19 protein-coding genes are annotated in these 18,036 nt (G+C 61.0%); 13 read left to right on the plus strand and 6 right to left on the minus strand.

Annotated features, from left to right (window positions below):
* The first annotated feature begins 104 nt into the window (after positions 1-104).
* Together BBG20_RS26430 and purT are read left to right on the plus strand one after the other, a co-directional pair.
* Positions 105-572, plus strand: coding sequence for a preQ0 transporter (locus BBG20_RS26430; RefSeq protein WP_065908691.1), 468 nt, complete (start codon positions 105-107; stop codon positions 570-572).
* A gap of 69 nt (positions 573-641) precedes the next feature.
* Positions 642-1,823 carry a formate-dependent phosphoribosylglycinamide formyltransferase gene (gene purT, locus BBG20_RS26435; RefSeq protein WP_065908693.1) on the plus strand — a complete coding sequence of 394 codons (1,182 nt, stop codon included), beginning with the start codon at positions 642-644 and terminating at the stop codon, positions 1,821-1,823.
* A gap of 111 nt (positions 1,824-1,934) precedes the next feature.
* On the opposite strand, the gene BBG20_RS26440 is transcribed toward purT, so the two are convergent.
* The 3 genes from BBG20_RS26440 to BBG20_RS26450 form a co-directional block, all read right to left on the minus strand.
* Positions 1,935-3,245 carry an MFS transporter gene (locus tag BBG20_RS26440; RefSeq protein ID WP_065908695.1) on the minus strand — a complete coding sequence of 437 codons (1,311 nt, stop codon included), beginning with the start codon at positions 3,243-3,245 and terminating at the stop codon, positions 1,935-1,937.
* Between the two features lie 367 nt (positions 3,246-3,612).
* Positions 3,613-4,851 (minus strand): transporter associated domain-containing protein, encoded by a 1,239-nt coding sequence (locus tag BBG20_RS26445; RefSeq protein WP_065908697.1) that lies wholly within the window; start codon positions 4,849-4,851, stop codon positions 3,613-3,615.
* Between the two features lie 12 nt (positions 4,852-4,863).
* The gene (locus tag BBG20_RS26450; RefSeq protein ID WP_065908699.1) at positions 4,864-5,676 is read right to left on the minus strand and encodes a cytochrome C assembly family protein; all 813 of its coding nucleotides are present in this window, start codon (positions 5,674-5,676) and stop codon (positions 4,864-4,866) included.
* 234 nt (positions 5,677-5,910) lie between these two features.
* Here BBG20_RS26450 and ffh point away from each other — a divergent pair, with 234 nt between their 5' ends.
* The 10 genes from ffh (at position 5,911) to thrC (ending at position 14,840) form a co-directional block, all read left to right on the plus strand.
* Positions 5,911-7,287: a signal recognition particle protein gene (gene ffh / locus BBG20_RS26455; protein WP_003193965.1), complete on the plus strand. Its 1,377-nt coding sequence runs from the start codon at positions 5,911-5,913 to the stop codon at positions 7,285-7,287.
* 251 nt (positions 7,288-7,538) lie between these two features.
* The gene (gene rpsP / locus BBG20_RS26460; RefSeq protein ID WP_016971935.1) at positions 7,539-7,790 is read left to right on the plus strand and encodes a 30S ribosomal protein S16; all 252 of its coding nucleotides are present in this window, start codon (positions 7,539-7,541) and stop codon (positions 7,788-7,790) included.
* A 5-nt stretch (positions 7,791-7,795) separates the two neighbouring features.
* Positions 7,796-8,332, plus strand: a complete 537-nt coding sequence (gene rimM, locus BBG20_RS26465) for a ribosome maturation factor RimM (RefSeq protein WP_003175898.1) — start codon at positions 7,796-7,798, stop codon at positions 8,330-8,332.
* Positions 8,314-9,087: a tRNA (guanosine(37)-N1)-methyltransferase TrmD gene (gene trmD, locus BBG20_RS26470; RefSeq protein WP_177343966.1), complete on the plus strand. Its 774-nt coding sequence runs from the start codon at positions 8,314-8,316 to the stop codon at positions 9,085-9,087. Before rimM ends, trmD begins: the two co-directional genes overlap by 19 nt.
* 45 nt (positions 9,088-9,132) lie before the next feature.
* Positions 9,133-9,483, plus strand: a complete 351-nt coding sequence (gene rplS / locus BBG20_RS26475; protein ID WP_003175895.1) for a 50S ribosomal protein L19 — start codon at positions 9,133-9,135, stop codon at positions 9,481-9,483.
* An 82-nt stretch (positions 9,484-9,565) separates the two neighbouring features.
* Positions 9,566-9,979, plus strand: coding sequence for an acyl-CoA thioesterase (locus tag BBG20_RS26480; protein WP_003193963.1), 414 nt, complete (start codon positions 9,566-9,568; stop codon positions 9,977-9,979).
* Between the two features lie 144 nt (positions 9,980-10,123).
* On the plus strand, positions 10,124-11,020 hold the full coding sequence (gene xerD / locus BBG20_RS26485) for a site-specific tyrosine recombinase XerD (RefSeq protein ID WP_065908700.1): 897 nt from the start codon (positions 10,124-10,126) through the stop codon (positions 11,018-11,020).
* A 141-nt stretch (positions 11,021-11,161) separates the two neighbouring features.
* A complete protein-coding gene (locus BBG20_RS26490; RefSeq protein ID WP_064053737.1) occupies positions 11,162-11,893 on the plus strand; it encodes a thioredoxin fold domain-containing protein in 732 nt (243 codons plus the stop codon).
* 129 nt (positions 11,894-12,022) lie between these two features.
* Complete coding sequence (locus BBG20_RS26495) at positions 12,023-13,327, plus strand: homoserine dehydrogenase (RefSeq protein ID WP_065908702.1); 1,305 nt, start codon at positions 12,023-12,025, stop codon at positions 13,325-13,327.
* Between the two features lie 103 nt (positions 13,328-13,430).
* Complete coding sequence (gene thrC / locus BBG20_RS26500) at positions 13,431-14,840, plus strand: threonine synthase (RefSeq protein ID WP_065908704.1); 1,410 nt, start codon at positions 13,431-13,433, stop codon at positions 14,838-14,840.
* A gap of 77 nt (positions 14,841-14,917) precedes the next feature.
* On the opposite strand, the gene BBG20_RS26505 is transcribed toward thrC, so the two are convergent.
* On the minus strand, positions 14,918-15,139 hold the full coding sequence (locus BBG20_RS26505) for a hypothetical protein (RefSeq protein WP_065908706.1): 222 nt from the start codon (positions 15,137-15,139) through the stop codon (positions 14,918-14,920).
* A gap of 314 nt (positions 15,140-15,453) precedes the next feature.
* On the opposite strand from BBG20_RS26505, the gene BBG20_RS26510 reads away from it, so the two are divergent.
* A complete protein-coding gene (locus tag BBG20_RS26510; RefSeq protein WP_065908708.1) occupies positions 15,454-15,738 on the plus strand; it encodes a DUF3509 domain-containing protein in 285 nt (94 codons plus the stop codon).
* A gap of 171 nt (positions 15,739-15,909) precedes the next feature.
* On the opposite strand, the gene BBG20_RS26515 is transcribed toward BBG20_RS26510, so the two are convergent.
* On the minus strand, positions 15,910-16,794 hold the full coding sequence (locus BBG20_RS26515; protein WP_065908709.1) for a TIGR02285 family protein: 885 nt from the start codon (positions 16,792-16,794) through the stop codon (positions 15,910-15,912).
* Positions 16,794-17,993, minus strand: coding sequence for a CaiB/BaiF CoA transferase family protein (locus tag BBG20_RS26520; protein ID WP_065908710.1), 1,200 nt, complete (start codon positions 17,991-17,993; stop codon positions 16,794-16,796). The genes BBG20_RS26515 and BBG20_RS26520 overlap by 1 nt, the downstream gene beginning before the upstream one ends.
* Positions 17,994-18,036: the final 43 nt, after the last annotated feature.

Raw genomic sequence — 18,036 nt, forward strand, 5'->3', positions numbered from 1 at the left:
TGCAGGTTTCAGGGCTGCTGCGCACCCCAACGCGGGGCAAGCCCGCTCGCCACAGAGGGTGTGGTGCATTACCCTGTGCGCATTATTTACAGGTCCCGCGCCCCATGTTCTTCCTGATCGCCTACATCAGCAGCGTCGTGCTGATCAACTTCGCCTTCTCCACCGCCCCACACCTGGACGTCATCTGGTCGGCCTGGGGTGGCCTGGTGTTTGTCCTGCGCGACATGGTGCAGACCCGCTTCGGCCATGGTGCGATCATCGCCATGCTGGCGGCGCTGGTGCTGTCGTATATCACCTCCGATCCCTCCATCGCCCTGGCCAGCGCCACGGCGTTCGCGGTGTCGGAGTGCATCGACTGGCTGGTATTCAGCATCACCAAGCGCCCGCTGCATGACCGCCTGTGGATAAGTTCGGCGCTGAGCATTCCCCTCGATACGTTTATCTTCTTCGGCCTGATCGGCGCGCTCACACCCGCCGTGGCAGGCACCGCGCTGGTGTCGAAGTTCGCCGGAGTCACGGCGGTGTGGTTGATCATGGCCTGGCGTGTGCGCAAGCGGGCCGTCGCCAACTGAGGCCAATTTTTACAGTTCATGTAAAATGCCGGCCTTTCTCCAAATGATCCGCTCCCCTGAGGACCTGAGATGACCCGAATCGGAACTCCATTGTCGCCAACCGCGACCCGCGTTTTGCTGTGTGGCTGCGGTGAGCTGGGCAAGGAAGTGGTAATCGAACTGCAACGCCTGGGCGTTGAAGTGATTGCCGTGGATCGCTACGCCAACGCGCCGGCCATGCAGGTGGCGCATCGCAGCCACGTGATCAACATGCTCGACGGCGAGGCCCTGCGTGCGGTGATCGAAGCGGAAAAACCGCACTTCATCGTGCCGGAAATCGAAGCCATCGCCACCGCCACTCTGGTGGAATTGGAGGCCGAAGGCTTCACCGTGATCCCGACCGCACGGGCTACCTCGCTGACCATGAACCGCGAAGGCATCCGTCGCCTGGCCGCCGAAGAGCTGGACCTGCCGACCTCGCCGTATCACTTCGCCGACACGTTCGAAGACTACAGCAAGGCCGTCCAGGACCTGGGCTTCCCGTGCGTGGTCAAGCCGGTGATGAGTTCGTCGGGCAAGGGCCAGAGCCTGCTGCGCAGCGTCGACGACGTGCAGAAAGCCTGGGACTACGCCCAGGAAGGCGGGCGTGCCGGTAAAGGCCGGGTGATCATCGAGGGCTTTATCGACTTCGACTACGAAATCACTCTGCTGACCGTGCGTCACGTCGGTGGCACCACCTTCTGCGCGCCGGTCGGTCACCGTCAGGAGAAGGGCGACTACCAGGAATCCTGGCAGCCGCAGGCCATGAGCCCGATTGCCCTGGCGGAATCCGAGCGGGTTGCCAAAGCCGTGACCGAGGCGCTGGGTGGCCGTGGTCTGTTTGGCGTGGAATTGTTCATCAAGGGCGACCAGGTATGGTTCAGCGAAGTTTCGCCGCGCCCGCATGACACTGGCCTGGTGACCCTGATTTCCCAGGACCTGTCGCAGTTCGCCCTGCACGCGCGCGCCATTCTTGGCCTGCCGATTCCATTGATCCGTCAGTTCGGCCCTTCGGCGTCGGCAGTGATCCTGGTGGAAGGGCAATCGACCCAGACGGCATTCGCCAACCTGGGCGCAGCCTTGAGCGAGCCGGACACGGCGTTGCGTCTGTTTGGCAAGCCGGAAGTGAATGGCCAGCGCCGCATGGGCGTGGCGTTGGCGCGGGATGAGTCGATTGAGGCGGCCCGAGCTAAAGCTATCCGTGCTTCGAAGGCTGTTGTTGTAGAGCTGTAATCCCACGCTGAGCGTTCCCGCGCTCTGCGTGGGAACGCCGCGTCCGCTCCTAGGGCGTGACGCAGGGCGTCAGCGAATGCATTCCCACGCAGAGCGTGGGAATGATCGTCATCAGGCGACCTTGTTCAAGTCATTGTGACGCGTCTCTTTCAGGCACAGCACAGCAATCAGGCTGAGCAACGCTGCCGCCGACACATACCCACCGACATAACTCAGCCCACCCATCGCCACCAGCTTGGTCGCGAAGAACGGTGCAGCCGACGCTCCGACAATCCCACCCAGGTTGTACGCCGCCGAAGCGCCGGTATAACGCACGCGGGTCGGGAACAATTCCGGCAGCATCGCGCCCATCGGGGCGAAGGTCACACCCATCAGGAACAGCTCCAACGCCAGGAACAGCGCGACCGCCCAGGTCGAGCCGTGGGTGAGCAGCGGCTCCATGGTAAAGCCCGACAGAATCGCCAGGATCGCGCCGACGATCAGCACCGGCTTGCGCCCATAGCGGTCACTGGCCAAGGCTGCCAACGGTGTGGCCAGGCCCATGAACAGCACGGCAAAACACAGCAGGCCCAGGAACGTCTCGCGGCTGTAGCCCAGGGTCGACACACCGTAGCTGAGGGAAAACGCCGTGGTGATGTAGAACAGCGCATAGCACACCACCATCGAGGCGGCGCCCAGCAGGACCGGCAGCCAGTGCTGGCTGAACAGTTCCACCAACGGCACTTTCACCGGCGCTTCCTTGGCGACGGCATTGGCGAATACCGGGGTTTCATGCAGCTTCAGGCGCGCGTACAGGCCAACCATCACCAGCGCGGCGCTGAGGATGAACGGGATCCGCCAGCCCCAGCTGCGGAACTGCTCGTCGCTGAGGTTCATGGCCAGGATCAGGAACAAGCCGTTGGCCGCGAGAAAGCCAATCGACGGGCCCAGTTGCGGAAACATGCCGAACCAGGCGCGCTTGCCTTTCGGTGCGTTTTCAGTCGCCAGCAACGCCGCACCGCCCCATTCTCCGCCGAGCCCCAGGCCTTGGCCGAAACGCAGCACACACAACAGGATCGGTGCCCAGGCGCCGATGCTGTCATAGCCGGGCAGCAAGCCGATCAACGTGGTGCACACGCCCATGAGCAGGAGCGAGGCAACCAGCGTGGATTTGCGCCCGATACGGTCGCCAAAGTGCCCGAACAGCGCCGAGCCCAGCGGGCGGGCGATGAAGGCAATGCCGAAGGTCAGGAACGACGCCAGCATCTGCGCAGTGCCGGAGCTCTGCGGAAAGAATACCGGGCCGATCACCAGCGCGGCGGCGGTGGCGTAAATATAGAAATCGTAGAACTCGATGGCCGTGCCGACGATGCTCGCGGTGGCGACGCGGGCGGTCGAGTTGGTCGGGGCGGCGGTTGCGGCCTCGTTATAGGCGGTGCTCATTGAAGTATCCCTGATGGTCATTGCGCGTTTGGACGCGGATTATTATTGGTCGAACACCCATGGATCAGGGCAGTGCGCGGGGCGGCTCGGGATGGGAGCGAACACCGGTCAGACACGATAGAACGGTGCCTGGACGCGCTGTGTGCGGGTAGCACGCGGTCGGGCAGGGCTTGGGTAAGCCGCACCGATTATAGGAAGGGGTTTGCGGATCCAACAAGGGGGCTGACGAGGATCTCTTGACTGGAAATCGGATTAATGTGGGAGCTGGCTTGCCTGCGATACAGACGCCTCGGTGCATCAGTAGTACCGAGCTGAAGTCATCGCCGGCAAGCCAGCTCCCACATTGGACGTGTGTTGCGCCAGGAGATCAGGCGGCGACGGGCACGCGGCTGGTGTGCCAGATCAGCACTTTGCTCACACGGTTGTCCTCGGTCTCGAGGATTTCCAGGCGGTAGCGCCCGATTTTCAGGCACACCGCGCAATCCGGGATGGTCTCCAGGGCTTCGGTCACCAGGCCGTTGAGGGTCTTGGGGCCATCGCTGGGCAGGTGCCAGCCCAGGCTCTTGTTCAGCTCGCGGATCGAGGCGGCGCCGTCGATGATGTAGCGGCCATCGGGCTGCGCTTCGATGTGCGGGTTGTCTGCGGCCTGATCGCTTTCGAATTCGCCGACGATTTCTTCGAGGATATCTTCCAGGGTGACGATCCCCAGCACTTCGCCGTATTCATCCACGACCATGCCCAGGCGTCGCTGCTGTTTGTGGAAGTTCAGCAGTTGCAGCTGCAGCGGCGTGCTTTCAGGGACGAAGTAAGGCTCGTGGCAGGCGGCGAGCAGGGCTTCCTTGGTCAGGCTGGCGTCGGGCAGCAGGTGCTGGATCTGCCGAGTATTGAGCACCGCTTCGACCTGGTTGATATCACTGTGGAACACCGGCAGGCGGGTGCGCTGAGAGGCGCGCAGTTGTTCGATGATGGCTTCGATCGAGTCATCCAGGTTGATGCCGTCCACTTCGCTGCGCGGCACCAGGATGTCATTGACGGTAATGTTGTCCAGGGCGTGGATGCCTGGCATGCCGGGGGTACGGCTTTCGTCGGCGTCCGGTTCCGGCTCGTCGTCGTGGTCGGGCAGCGGTTCGTCGCTTTTTTTCACCACGCCGGTCTTGCGCGCGAACGGGCGCAGCAGCAACAGGCTGATGCCATTGAGCAACCAGGCCAGCGGATAGAGGATTTTCAACGGTATGCCCAGCAGCGTGTTGCCAAAGCCCAGCACCGCTTGCGGATGGCGGGTGGCGAGCGCGCGCGGCAGGTAGTCGGCGAGGATCAGCAACAGGGCGCAGGAGATCAGCCAGCCGAGCCACGGGCCGTTCTGCGCCCAGGCATAAATTGCCAGCAGGGTGCACAGAACCACCACCGCGGCGCGGCACAGGCTGTTGCACAGGATCAGGCTATGACGGGGGAAACTCAGGCGGGCGGCGGCCTTGTCACCCTGGCGTGTGCCGGGGCGCAGGGCCAGCAGGTGCTGTTGCGCGGCTTCGATGGCAGTAAACAGCGCCGCCCATAACACCAGCAGGGCGATTACCGCGAACATCGGCTCCAGGGGCAAGTTGTCCATGATTGCAGCCCGTCAGATATGCAGGATGTATTCGCGGACCAGCTTGCTGCCGAAATAGGCCAGCATCAGCAGGCAGAAACCGGCCAGGGTCCAGCGAATCGCTTTGTGCCCACGCCAGCCGAGGCGGTTGCGGCCCCACAGCAACACGCTGAACACCACCCAGGCCAGGCACGCCAGCAGGGTCTTGTGCACCAGGTGCTGGGCGAACAGGTTTTCGACGAACAGCCAGCCGGAAATCAGCGACAGCGACAGCAGCGTCCAGCCAGCCCAGAGAAAGCCGAACAACAGGCTTTCCATGGTCTGCAGCGGCGGGAAGTTCTTGATCAGCCCGGACGGGTGCTTGTGCTTGAGCTGGTGGTCCTGCAGCAGCAGGAGCAGGGCCTGGAACACCGCAATGGTGAACATGCCGTAGGCGAGGATCGACAGCAGGATATGCGCGAGGATGCCCGGTTCTTCATCGATCACCTGCACGGTGCCGGTGGGGGCGAATTGCGCCAGCAGCACAGTCAGCACGCCCAGCGGGAATAACAGCACCAGCAGGTTTTCGACGGGGATCCGATAGCAGGCCATCAAGGTCAGCGCGATCACCGCAGCAGCGATCAGGCTGGCGGCGCTGAAAAAATCCAGGCCCAGGCCGACCGGCGTCATCAGGTGGGTGAACAGGCTCGCGGCATGGGCCAGCAGGGCAAGGACGCCCAGGCCGACCAGCAGGCGTTTGTCGGCCTTGGTGCCTTGGGCGAGGCGAGTGCCCTGATAGAGGGTCGCAGCGGCATACAAGAGGGCGGCGGCGAGGCTGGGTAGCAAACTGGGTGACAAGGGGACCATAAATCCTGATAGACAAGCCCGAAAGGCGCTGAGTTTGGCATACACCTGCGTTCCACGAAAGACTCCCGGGCCAGACAGCGGGTGTGCATGGACGCAGTCTTCGCTATAATCCGCGACCTGCCCACGCCGCAGGCTCGCCGAGCGCTGTTTTTAATAGCGATTTACCACAGCCTGGGCTGCCATTACCTCGGTCTACCAATGCATTTCGATGAATAGGGCCTGAAAGGATCGCGCATGTTTGAAAACCTGACTGACCGTCTCTCGCAGACGCTGCGCCACGTTACCGGCAAGGCCAAGCTGACCGAGGACAATATTAAAGACACCCTGCGTGAAGTGCGCATGGCGTTGCTGGAAGCCGACGTGGCCTTGCCGGTGGTGAAGGACTTCGTCAACTCGGTCAAGGAACGTGCGGTCGGCACCGAAGTGTCCCGCAGCCTGACGCCGGGCCAGGCCTTCGTGAAGATTGTCCAGGCCGAACTCGAAAGCCTGATGGGCGCGGCCAACGAAGACCTGAACCTCAGCGCCGTGCCGCCGGCCGTCGTATTGATGGCCGGTCTGCAGGGTGCGGGTAAAACCACCACCGCCGGCAAGCTGGCGCGCTTCCTTAAAGAGCGCAAGAAAAAGTCGGTGATGGTGGTGTCGGCTGACGTGTACCGTCCGGCGGCCATCAAGCAGCTGGAAATGCTCGCAGGCGAAGTGGGCGTGACCTTCTTCCCGTCCGACCTGAGCCAGAAGCCGGTCGACATTGCCAACGCGGCAATTAAAGAAGCCAAGCTGAAGTTCATCGACGTGGTCATCGTCGATACCGCCGGTCGCCTGCACATCGATGAAGAGATGATGGGCGAGATCAAGGCGCTGCATGCCGCGATCAACCCGGTCGAGACGCTGTTCGTGGTCGACGCCATGACCGGCCAGGACGCGGCCAACACCGCCAAGGCCTTTGGCGACGCACTGCCGCTGACCGGCGTGATCCTGACCAAGGTCGACGGCGACGCGCGTGGCGGTGCCGCGCTGTCGGTACGCGCTATCACCGGCAAGCCGATCAAGTTCATCGGTATGGGCGAGAAGAGCGAAGCGCTCGAGCCGTTCCACCCTGAGCGTATCGCCTCGCGCATCCTCGGCATGGGTGACGTGCTCAGCCTGATCGAACAGGCCGAAGCCACGCTCGACAAGGACAAGGCCGACAAACTGGCCAAAAAGCTGAAGAAGGGCAAGGGCTTCGACCTCGAAGACTTCCGCGACCAGCTGCAACAAATGAAGAACATGGGCGGCCTCGGCGGCCTGATGGACAAACTGCCGAACATCGGCGGCGTGAACCTGGCGCAAATGGGCAATGCCCAGGGTGCGGCAGAAAAGCAGTTCAAGCAGATGGAAGCCATCATCAACTCCATGACCCCGGCCGAGCGCCGCGACCCTGAGCTGATCAGCGGTTCGCGCAAGCGTCGGATCGCCATGGGCTCCGGCACCCAGGTGCAGGACATCGGTCGCTTGATCAAGCAGCACAAGCAGATGCAGAAGATGATGAAGAAATTCTCCGCGAAAGGCGGAATGGCCAAGATGATGCGCGGCATGGGCGGTATGTTGCCCGGCGGCGGCATGCCAAAGATGTAAAGAATTCGCGCGGGAGCCCAGCTCCTGCTCCGACCCACAGGGATGTGGGATCTCCAGCAAACCCGCCATTGGCGGATGCTGACTCGCCGTTTTAACCGACGGCTCTATAGCAGATCTGAGTGGCACGCTGATAGGCGCCAGAAAAAGACATTTGCAAAAGTCCGGATATTCCTTAGAATATGCGGCCTTTCGGGCACCTATGCCCGCTGTGCATTTAGATTTGCAGCACCGACTACAGGAACGATGTTCACATGCTAACAATCCGTCTTGCCCTTGGCGGCTCCAAAAAGCGCCCGTTTTACCACTTGACCGTAACTGACAGCCGCAACCCACGTGACGGCTCTCACAAGGAACAAGTTGGCTTCTACAACCCGATCGCTCGTGGTCAAGAAGTCCGCCTGTCCGTGAACCAAGAGCGCGTAGCCTACTGGCTGAGCGTTGGTGCACAGCCTTCTGAGCGTGTTGCCAAGTTGTTGAAGGACTCGGCTAAGGCCGCAGCCTGAGCAATATGAACGCGACGCCAGCTGTTGCTGATGATTTGATCGTTATCGGCAAGATTTATTCGGTTCATGGCGTTCGCGGCGAAGTGAAGGTGTATTCCTTTACTGATCCGACTGAAAACCTGCTTCAGTACAAAACCTGGACGCTCAAGCGCGAAGGGAGTGTGAAACAGGTCGAGCTGGTCAGTGGACGCGGGAGCGACAAGTTCCTGGTCGCAAAGCTCAAGGGTCTTGATGATCGTGAAGAAGCTCGTCTTCTGGCTGGTTATGAGATCTGCGTGCCGCGCAACCTGTTCCCTGAATTGACCGACGGCGAGTACTACTGGTACCAGTTGGAAGGTCTGAAGGTCATCGATCAACTGGGGCAATTGCTCGGGAAAATCGATCATCTTCTGGAAACCGGCGCCAATGATGTAATGGTGGTCAAGCCTTGCGCTGGCAGCCTGGATGATCGCGAACGCCTGTTGCCGTATACCGAGCAATGCGTGTTGGCCGTCGACCTGGCAGCGGGCGAGATGAAGGTGGAATGGGACGCGGACTTCTAAGCGTGGCTAATTTGCGCATTGAAGTGATCAGTTTGTTTCCCGAGATGTTTTCCGCCATCAGCGAGTACGGCATCACCAGTCGGGCGGTGAAACAGGGGCTGTTGCAGCTTACCTGTTGGAACCCGCGAGACTACACGACGGATCGACATCACACTGTGGACGATCGCCCATTTGGCGGTGGCCCGGGCATGGTGATGAAGATCAAGCCCCTGGAAGACGCGTTGGTTGAGGCCAAGGCAGCTGCCGGGGAGAAGGCGAAGGTAATTTACCTGTCCCCTCAAGGCCGCCAGCTGAAACAGGCTGCGGTACGCGAACTGGCGAATGAGGAAGCACTGATCCTGATTGCCGGTCGCTATGAAGGCATTGACGAGCGGTTTATTGAAGCTCATGTCGATGAAGAGTGGTCGATTGGGGACTATGTCCTGTCTGGCGGCGAGCTGCCGGCGATGGTCCTGATAGATGCGGTTACACGACTGCTGCCTGGAGCTTTAGGGCATGCGGACTCCGCGGAGGAAGATTCCTTCACGGATGGTTTGCTGGATTGCCCGCACTACACCCGACCGGAGGTGTATGCGGATCAGCGTGTTCCCGACGTATTGCTAAGTGGCAATCACGCACACATCCGGCGTTGGCGTTTACAGCAGTCCCTTGGTCGGACCTATGAACGACGCGCCGATCTTCTGGAAAGCCGCTCGCTTTCTGGAGAAGAGAAGAAGCTGCTCGAGGAATACATCCTCGCGCGGGACGATAGTTAACAACGTATCGATGGTAGGTCCATTGACTTACCTTAGGAGCACAGCATGACTAACAAAATCATCCTTGCACTCGAAGCAGAGCAGATGACCAAAGAGATCCCTACCTTTGCCCCGGGCGACACTATTGTCGTTCAGGTGAAAGTGAAGGAAGGCGACCGTTCGCGTCTGCAAGCGTTCGAAGGCGTGGTAATCGCCAAGCGTAACCGTGGTGTGAACAGTGCTTTCACTGTTCGTAAAATCTCCAACGGTGTTGGCGTAGAGCGTACTTTCCAGACCTACAGCCCGCAAATCGACAGCATGGCCGTCAAGCGTCGCGGTGACGTACGTAAAGCCAAGCTGTACTACCTGCGTGACCTGTCCGGTAAAGCAGCTCGCATCAAGGAAAAACTGGCTTAAGTCCAGCTTCCCGATGCAGAAAAAAGCAGCCTACGGGCTGCTTTTTTGTGCCTGAAATTTGTCCCTCTGCCGGTACTTTTCCATGACCACTCGCCTTGAAGAAATCCAGCGCCGCACCGACCTGTCCGTCACCCACGTGACCAAGGCCGTGTTCCCGCCGACCACCAACCACCACAACACGCTGTTCGGCGGCACCGCCCTGGCCTGGATGGATGAAGTCTCGTTCATCACCGCAACGCGCTTCTGCCGCCTGCCGCTGGTCACGGTTTCCACCGACCGCATCGACTTCAATCACGCCATCCCGGCCGGCTCCATCGTTGAGCTGATTGGCCGCGTGATCAAAGTCGGCAACACCAGCCTCAAGGTTGAAGTCGAAGTGTTCGTCGAGAGCATGAGTGCCGATGGCCGTGAGAAGGCGATCCAGGGCGTGTTCAGCTTTGTGGCGATTGACGCCGACAAGCGCCCGGTGCCGGTACTTCCAGGTTTCGTGGACTGAAACACTCCCCGTAGGAGCCGGCTTGCCGGCACTGGCGGCCTCAAGGACTGCGGTGCCGTTGCGGGCCTCATCGCCGGCAAGCCGGCTCCTACAGAGCGCGCAGCTAGGGTAGCATCTACCTACTTTTTCAGCGTCCGAGCCCTCATGCCCGCCATTGACCACCCCCTGATCGACCGCTTCCTCGACGCCCTGTGGCTGGAAAAAGGCCTGTCCGACAACACGCGCCAGGCTTATCGCAGCGATCTCGCGCTGTTCAATGGCTGGCTGCAGGACAAAAATCTCGAACTGATCAACGCCGGCCGCGAGCTGATCCTCGATCACCTGGCCTGGCGCCTTGAGCAGAACTACAAGCCGCGCTCCACCGCGCGATTTCTTTCCGGCGTGCGTGGCTTTTATCGTTATTTGCTGCGGGAAAAACTGATTGCCGTCGACCCGACGCTGCAGATCGATATGCCACAGCTCGGCAGGCCATTGCCCAAATCCCTGTCGGAAGCGGACGTGGATGCCTTGCTCGCCGCCCCCGACTTGAGCGAAGCCATCGGCCAGCGCGACCGCGCCATGCTCGAGGTGCTGTACGCCTGCGGCCTGCGGGTGACCGAGTTGATCAGCCTGACCCTGGAGCAGGTCAACCTGCGCCAGGGCGTGCTGCGCGTGATGGGCAAGGGCAGCAAGGAGCGGCTGGTGCCGATGGGCGAAGAGGCGATCGTGTGGGTCGAGCGCTACATGCGCGATGGGCGCAGTGAATTGCTCGGCGGGCGCCCCAGCGATGTGCTGTTTCCCAGCCAGCGGGGCGAGCAGATGACCCGCCAGACCTTCTGGCACCGCATCAAGCACCAGGCCAAGGTGGCCGGGATCGGCAAGGCGCTTTCGCCGCACACCCTGCGCCATGCGTTCGCCACGCATTTGCTCAACCACGGCGCGGATTTGCGCGTGGTGCAAATGTTGCTCGGGCACAGTGACCTGTCCACCACCCAGATCTACACCCACGTGGCGCGTGCACGCTTGCAGGATATGCACGCCAAGCACCATCCGCGCGGTTGAAAACCGCCAATTTATCCTGCCACGGGCTGCCCTGCGGCCCAACTGTGGTAGGCTTTGCCGGTTAGCAAAGGGGACGGCCACAGCCCGAGTTTCCATATCGGTGTTCTGCTCCCGTCCCTGCATCTGCCTTCAGGAGTTCCCATGCGCTTGACCCAGATTATTGCCGCCGCAGCCATTGCGTTGGTTTCCACTTTTGTTGTCGCCGATGACGCTGCCGAGCAAACGATTCGCAAGAGCCTGGCCAACCTGCAGCTCGACACCCCGATCGAAAGCATCAGCGCCAGCCCGATGGCCGGCCTGTACGAAGTCAAGCTCAAGGGCAGCCGTGTGCTGTACGCCAGCGCCGACGGCCAGTACATCGTCCAGGGCTACCTGTTCCAGTTGAAGGACGGCAAGCCGGTCAACCTGACCGAGAAGGCCGAGCGCCTGGGCGTGTCCAAGCTGATCAACGGCATTCCGGTGGCTGAAACCGTGGTTTACCCGGCCATCGGCGAGACCAAGACCCACATCACCGTGTTCACCGACACCACGTGCCCTTACTGCCACAAGCTGCACGCCGAAGTGCCGGCGCTGAACAAGCTTGGTGTGGAAGTGCGCTATGTAGCGTTCCCGCGCCAGGGCCTCGGCTCGCCGGGTGACGAGCAACTGCAAGCCGTGTGGTGCTCGGCCGACAAGAAAGCGGCCATGGACAAGATGGTCGATGGCAAGGAAATCAAGGCGGCCAAATGTGCCAACCCGGTTTCCAAGCAGTTCGCTCTTGGCCAGTCCATTGGCGTGAACGGTACACCGGCCATCGTTTTGGCAGACGGCCAGGTAATTCCGGGCTACCAGCCGGCGCCACAAGTTGCCAAACTGGCGCTGAGTGCCAAATAAACCTGCATCGTCGAACCTTTGACGAGCAAGGCCCTTCGACCAGTCGACGGGTCGTTAATTGAAAGCCGCAGTTGTGCGGCTGTTTTCCACGGCCGACCTAGCGTCGGCCGTTTCATGGGGAGTTCTTCAGTGAAACCGGTCAAAGTAGGCATCTGTGGGTTAGGGACCGTCGGTGGCGGCACCTTTAACGTACTTCAGCGTAACGCTGAGGAAATTTCCCGCCGTGCAGGTCGCGGGATTGAAGTGGCGCAAATTGCCACGCGTTCGCCAAAGCCTCAGTTCCAAACGACCGGTATTGCGATTACCAACGATGTCTTCGCCGTGGCCACCAACCCTGAAATCGATATCGTCATCGAGCTGGTAGGCGGCTACACCGTGGCCCGCGAGCTGGTGCTCAAGGCCATCGAGAACGGCAAGCATGTGGTCACCGCCAACAAGGCGCTGATCGCCGTGCACGGCAACGAGATCTTCGCCAAGGCGCGCGAGAAGGGCGTGATCGTGGCGTTCGAAGCCGCCGTGGCCGGTGGTATCCCGGTGATCAAGGCGATCCGTGAAGGCCTGTCCGCCAACCGCATCAACTGGGTGGCCGGCATCATCAACGGCACTGGCAACTTCATCCTGACCGAGATGCGCGAGAAGGGCCGTACCTTCGAAGACGTGCTGGCCGAGGCCCAGGCCCTGGGTTATGCCGAAGCCGACCCGACCTTTGACGTGGAAGGCATCGACGCGGCGCACAAGCTGACCATCCTGGCGTCCATCGCCTTTGGTATCCCGCTGCAGTTCGACAAGGCCTACACCGAAGGCATCACCCAGCTGACGACTGCCGACGTGAACTACGCCGAAGCCCTGGGCTATCGCATCAAGCACCTGGGCGTGGCGCGCAGCACTCCGGCCGGTATCGAGCTGCGTGTGCACCCGACGCTCATCCCGGCTGACCGCCTGATCGCCAACGTCAATGGCGTGATGAACGCCGTGATGGTCAACGGCGACGCCGCCGGTTCGACGCTGTTCTACGGTGCCGGTGCCGGCATGGAGCCAACCGCTTCGTCGGTGATCGCCGACCTGGTGGACGTGGTTCGCGCCATGACCAGCGACCCGGAAAACCGCGTGCCGCACCTGGCCTTCCAGCCGGATTCGCTGTCGGCCCATCCGATCCTGCCGATCGAGGCGTGCGAAAGCGCCTACTACCTGCGGATCCAGGCCAAGGATCATCCGGGTGTGTTGGCCCAGGTGGCCAGCATCCTGTCGGAGCGTGGTATCAACATCGAGTCGATCATGCAGAAGGAAGTCGAGGAACAGGATGGCCTGGTGCCGATGATCCTGCTGACCCACCGCGTGCTCGAGCAGCACATCAACGATGCCATCGCCGCGCTTGAAGCGTTGCAGGGCGTGGTTGGGCCGGTCGTCCGTATCCGCGTCGAACATCTAAATTAATTCAGCTGCAAGCGCCAAGCTGCAAGCTGCAAGTAAAAGCAGATCTGCTGTTACTTGCAGCTTGTCACTTGAAGCTTGCAGCCCAAACCGAAGGTTTGCCCCTATGCGTTACATCAGCACCCGCGGCCAGGCACCGGCCCTGAATTTCGAAGACGTCCTGCTGGCAGGCCTTGCCACCGACGGCGGCCTGTACGTGCCGGAAAACCTGCCACGCTTCACCCAGGAAGAAATCGCTTCGTGGGCCGGCCTGCCGTACCACGAGCTGGCGTTTCGGGTGATGCGCCCGTTCGTCACCGGCAGCATTCCGGATGCCGACTTCAAGAAGATCCTGGAAGAGACCTACGGCGTGTTTTCCCACAGCGCCATCGCGCCGTTGCGTCAACTGAACGGCAACGAGTGGGTGCTGGAGCTGTTCCACGGCCCGACCCTGGCGTTCAAGGACTTCGCCCTGCAACTGCTCGGTCGCCTGCTGGACTACGTGCTGGAGAAGCGTGGCGAGCGCGTGGTGATCATCGGCGCCACCTCTGGTGATACCGGCTCGGCCGCCATCGAAGGTTGCAAGCACTGCGAAAACGTCGACATCTTCATCCTGCACCCGCACAAGCGTGTATCGGAAGTACAGCGCCGGCAGATGACCACCATCTTCGGCGAGAACATCCACAACATCGCCATCGAAGGCAACTTCGATGACTGCCAGGAAATGGTCAAGAACAGCTTTGCCGACCAGAGCTTCCTCAAGGGCACGCGCCTGGTGGCGGTGAACTCGATCAATTGGGCGCGGATCATGGCCCAGATCGTCTACTACTTCCACGCTGCCCTGCAGCTCGGCGGCCCGGCGCGCTCGGTGTCGTTCTCGGTGCCGACCGGCAACTTCGGCGATATCTTCGCCGGCTACCTGGCCCGCAACATGGGCCTGCCGATCAACCAGTTGATCGTCGCCACCAACCGCAACGACATCCTGCACCGCTTCATGAGCGGCAACCAGTACGTCAAGGAAACCCTGCACGCGACCCTGTCGCCGTCCATGGACATCATGGTTTCGTCGAACTTCGAACGCTTGCTGTTCGATATGCACGGTCGCAATGGCGCGGCCCTGGCCGAGTTGATGAACAGCTTCAAGCAAGGTGGCGGTTTCAGCGTCGAGCAAGAGCGCTGGACCGAAACCCGCAAGCTGTTCGACTCGCTGGCCGTGGATGATGAACAAACCTGCGCGACCATCGCCGAAGTCTACGCCCAGACCGGCGAGGTGCTTGACCCGCACACCGCCATCGGCGTGAAGGCCGCCCGCGAATGCCGTCGCAGCCTGGACATCCCGATGGTGATCCTCGGCACTGCGCACCCGGTCAAATTCCCCGAAGCGGTGGAAAAGGCGGGTGTCGGCAAGGCGCTGGAGCTGCCGGAGCACTTGGCTAACCTGTTCGAGCGTGAAGAGCGTTGCACCGTATTGGCCAATGACCTGAAGGCAGTGCAGGCGTTTGTCAGCCAGCATGGCAATCGCGGCAAGCCTTTGTAAGGCGAACTGCGCAGGCAAAGACGCCGCTTTCCCATCCTTGGGTCAGCGGCGTTTTTTATGGCAGGCCCGGTCTCGTGTTACGAGAACAGTTTCTGGGCGACGACTATGACGGTGCCAACTGCAGCATAGAACCCTGTCGCGATACCCACCGGGTACCAGAAAGTCTCACAGGTTATCTTCAGGGATTCTTTGTTGAGTTTGTTTTGCTCTGCGTTCATACGTGCTATTTCAGCAAAAATACGTGATACCTCGGCGTGCATTCTGTCTGTCGACGTCTGGTGTTCATTTGGTTCCGCCATCGTAATCATCCTTCGTAATAAGGGCCTTTTCACATGCGCCTTTGCCTGCATTGCAGAGTGACCAGCGCTCACCGAGTATAGGATTCACCCCCGACCTGCGCGCCCGGCGAACCCCAAAACGGCAGCCCATTGCGTAAGCACTTATGTGCCGCCGTTTTTTCGTTGTCATGTTGCTGGCGCATGCTGGTCCTCGTCACTCCCTGACGGCCCCATAAAGACGAAAAAGCGAACTTTCCTACGTCACAACCAGTCACTTAGGATAGATGCAGCTCCCGTTGAAACGATTGTTCCCGAACTATTGAGTGGTGATCGAGATGGAAAGTATCAGCCTATTGCTCGAAGAAGCACTGAGCCCTTATCTGGTTACGCTGACCACCTCTGGCGTGCAGGGCGAATGCCTGGTGACGGTGAAAAACCCTGCTGGCGCGATTGTGGTCGAGCGTGAAGTCGACCAGGCGCAATTGATGGATAAACGCGTGCTGGTGGATGTTGTGGATTGCCTGCTGCGCGACCTCAAGATCGCCGAAGGGCGTCTGGAGCCCTCGGTTATCGCGGCCTTGCGCAATGCTGCCCAGACCCGCAGCGCTGCTGTCGCATGAAGAATTGTTTATACGCGGAAACTTCCGACTGCAGGGCCTGTCAGATTTTGTAACAGCAAGAGCAAACATTGTGCTCCGGTGTTTGTGCCTTGTTGTACTGGTCTTTGTAAGGCCACGTTTAACCCCGAAGTGTCTCCCCACTCTTCGGGGTTTCTTTTTGCCCGCGATTTGTCACGGCACGGGTGAATCCTGGAAAAACCTTGGGTTGTCGCGCAGGTACTGCTCTCGCATGAGCGGATCCAGCCACGCGGCGTAGGACTGCTGCACGCGTTCCTGAGGGATGTCGAGCAGCACCTGGTCGATCCGTTCGATGGCCTCGCGCCCCTGGGGCGTATCCGAGCACGCGATATGCGTGCGTTGGTAGGGCGCTGTGCCTTTGATCGGATAGAAACTCAGGTCGTTGGACGCAATCCCCTGTTGCAGTGCGTGATAGCGGATTTCCGGCCAATAACCCAATACCGCCTCCAACCGTCCGAGGCGCTGCATTTGCAACAAGCTGCCGAGGGCGTCGTTGCCGTAGTGGAGGGCGAGTTTGTGCGCGTCGACGTGTTTGAGTTGCTCATCGATGACTGGCCCGTAGCTGCGCTCCGCCGTGGCGCCCACCCGCGTCCTGTGAGCATCGAGAAATGCTTGCAGGTCGAACTGGCCGTCCACGATAAACGACGCCATGGAGTCCTGCAGGCTGCGCCGGATCGTCACGCCGTTGCTGGGCACTGCAAACGCCTGGCGAGAAAACACCACGTACTTGGCCCGCTCCGGCGTCCACAGCAACGAGGGGTCACAGGTGAACGAGGATTCGCGCAACATTTGCGTGCCGCGCGCGCGGTTGACGTGCAGCACCTGGTGACGATACTCCGGCAGACGCACGGCCAGGATTGGCAGCAACTGGTCCAATGCGCCCTGGCCTTTGCTCGGTCCTTCGAAAATGGTCAGCGGCGGCAAATCGCGCAGCAGCCAGATCAGCGTGTCTTCGGCCCGTGCTGACGAGAGCCAGCCGCCGGCCATCAGGGTGGCGACGCCCAGTTTCAAGAGCCAGCGTTTGCACCGGGACGCCATTAGATTGCGCCTTCCTCACGCAAGCGGACGATGGCAGCGGCGTCGTATCCCAGCTCACCCAGCACCACGCCGTTGTGTTCGCCCAACTGTGGCCCTACCCATTCGCAACTGCCCGGCGTGTCCGACAGCTTGGGCACGATCCCGGGCATCTTGAAGTCTTTGCCGCCCGGGAGCTGGGCCTTGAGGAACATCTCCCGGGCCAGGAATTGCGGGTCGCCGAGCATGTCTTCGGCACTGTAGATACGGCTGGCGGGTACCTCGGCCTGATTCAACTGCTCCACCACCTGCTCCAGGGGCAGCGCGTTGACCCAGCGGTCGATCACGCCATACAGCTCGTCGCGGCGGCTGTCCCGCCCGTCGTTGCTGGCAAGTGCAGGATCGTTGGCCAGGTCTTCGCGACCGATGGCCGACATGAAGCGCTTGAAGATCGCATCGCCGTTGGCGCCAATCTGCACGTGCTTGCCGTCCGCGCTGGTGTGGATCGACGATGGGGTGATGCCGGGCATGATGTTGCCGGTACGTTCGCGAATAAAGCCGAACACATCGAACTCGGGGATCATGCTTTCCATCATCGCGAAGATGGCTTCGTACAGCGCCACGTCGACCACCTGGCCCAGGCCGCCGTTGACTTCGCGATGACGCAGCGCCATCAGCGCTCCGATCACGGCCCACAGCGCAGCGATGGAGTCGCCGATGGAGATCCCGGTGCGCACCGGTGGGCGGTCCTCGAAACCGGTGATGTAGCGCAGCCCGCCCATGGATTCGCCCACCGCGCCGAAACCTGGCTGGTCCTTCATCGGTCCGGTCTGGCCAAAGCCGGAGAGACGTACCATGACCAGTTTGGGGTTGAGCGCATGCAGGGTTTCCCAGCCCAGGCCGAGTTTTTCCAGCACGCCGGGGCGGAAATTCTCGATCAGGATGTCGGCATCGGCCAGCAGCTGCTTCAGGATCGCCAGGCCGTCCGGGTGCTTGAGGTTCAGCGTCAGCGACTTCTTGTTGCGCGCCTGCACAAACCACCACAGTGACGTGCCTTCATACAGCTTGCGCCACTTGCGCAGCGGGTCACCGCCATCCGGCGATTCCACCTTGATCACCTCGGCACCGAATTCGGCGCAGATGCGTGAGGCGAACGGGCCGGCGATCAGGGTGCCGAGTTCGATGACTTTCAGGCCGGCAAGCGGTTTGGCATTAAACGACATGAGGATCCTTTTCTGCGCGGGGCGGTGGTGTGAAGCCTTTTAA

The sequence above is a fragment of the Pseudomonas aylmerensis genome (genome assembly GCF_001702265.1).
Lineage (GTDB): Bacteria > Pseudomonadota > Gammaproteobacteria > Pseudomonadales > Pseudomonadaceae > Aquipseudomonas > Aquipseudomonas aylmerensis.

Excerpts from the sequence above, each read along its gene's own strand:
- BBG20_RS26490 (WP_064053737.1), top strand. The coding sequence starts at position 11,162 with ATGCGCTTGACCCAGATTATTGCCGCCGCAGCCATTGCGTTGGTTTCC.
- rimM (WP_003175898.1), top strand. The coding sequence starts at position 7,796 with ATGAACGCGACGCCAGCTGTTGCTGATGATTTGATCGTTATCGGCAAG.
- BBG20_RS26510 (WP_065908708.1), top strand. The coding sequence starts at position 15,454 with ATGGAAAGTATCAGCCTATTGCTCGAAGAAGCACTGAGCCCTTATCTG.
- BBG20_RS26440 (WP_065908695.1), bottom strand. The coding sequence starts at position 3,245 with ATGAGCACCGCCTATAACGAGGCCGCAACCGCCGCCCCGACCAACTCG.
- ffh (WP_003193965.1), top strand. The coding sequence starts at position 5,911 with ATGTTTGAAAACCTGACTGACCGTCTCTCGCAGACGCTGCGCCACGTT.
- trmD (WP_177343966.1), top strand. The coding sequence starts at position 8,314 with ATGGGACGCGGACTTCTAAGCGTGGCTAATTTGCGCATTGAAGTGATC.
- BBG20_RS26450 (WP_065908699.1), bottom strand. The coding sequence starts at position 5,676 with ATGGTCCCCTTGTCACCCAGTTTGCTACCCAGCCTCGCCGCCGCCCTC.
- rplS (WP_003175895.1), top strand. The coding sequence starts at position 9,133 with ATGACTAACAAAATCATCCTTGCACTCGAAGCAGAGCAGATGACCAAA.
- BBG20_RS26505 (WP_065908706.1), bottom strand. The coding sequence starts at position 15,139 with ATGGCGGAACCAAATGAACACCAGACGTCGACAGACAGAATGCACGCC.
- BBG20_RS26515 (WP_065908709.1), bottom strand. The coding sequence starts at position 16,794 with ATGGCGTCCCGGTGCAAACGCTGGCTCTTGAAACTGGGCGTCGCCACC.
- BBG20_RS26480 (WP_003193963.1), top strand. The coding sequence starts at position 9,566 with ATGACCACTCGCCTTGAAGAAATCCAGCGCCGCACCGACCTGTCCGTC.
- BBG20_RS26445 (WP_065908697.1), bottom strand. The coding sequence starts at position 4,851 with ATGGACAACTTGCCCCTGGAGCCGATGTTCGCGGTAATCGCCCTGCTG.
- thrC (WP_065908704.1), top strand. The coding sequence starts at position 13,431 with ATGCGTTACATCAGCACCCGCGGCCAGGCACCGGCCCTGAATTTCGAA.
- rpsP (WP_016971935.1), top strand. The coding sequence starts at position 7,539 with ATGCTAACAATCCGTCTTGCCCTTGGCGGCTCCAAAAAGCGCCCGTTT.
- BBG20_RS26520 (WP_065908710.1), bottom strand. The coding sequence starts at position 17,993 with ATGTCGTTTAATGCCAAACCGCTTGCCGGCCTGAAAGTCATCGAACTC.
- BBG20_RS26430 (WP_065908691.1), top strand. The coding sequence starts at position 105 with ATGTTCTTCCTGATCGCCTACATCAGCAGCGTCGTGCTGATCAACTTC.
- purT (WP_065908693.1), top strand. The coding sequence starts at position 642 with ATGACCCGAATCGGAACTCCATTGTCGCCAACCGCGACCCGCGTTTTG.
- xerD (WP_065908700.1), top strand. The coding sequence starts at position 10,124 with ATGCCCGCCATTGACCACCCCCTGATCGACCGCTTCCTCGACGCCCTG.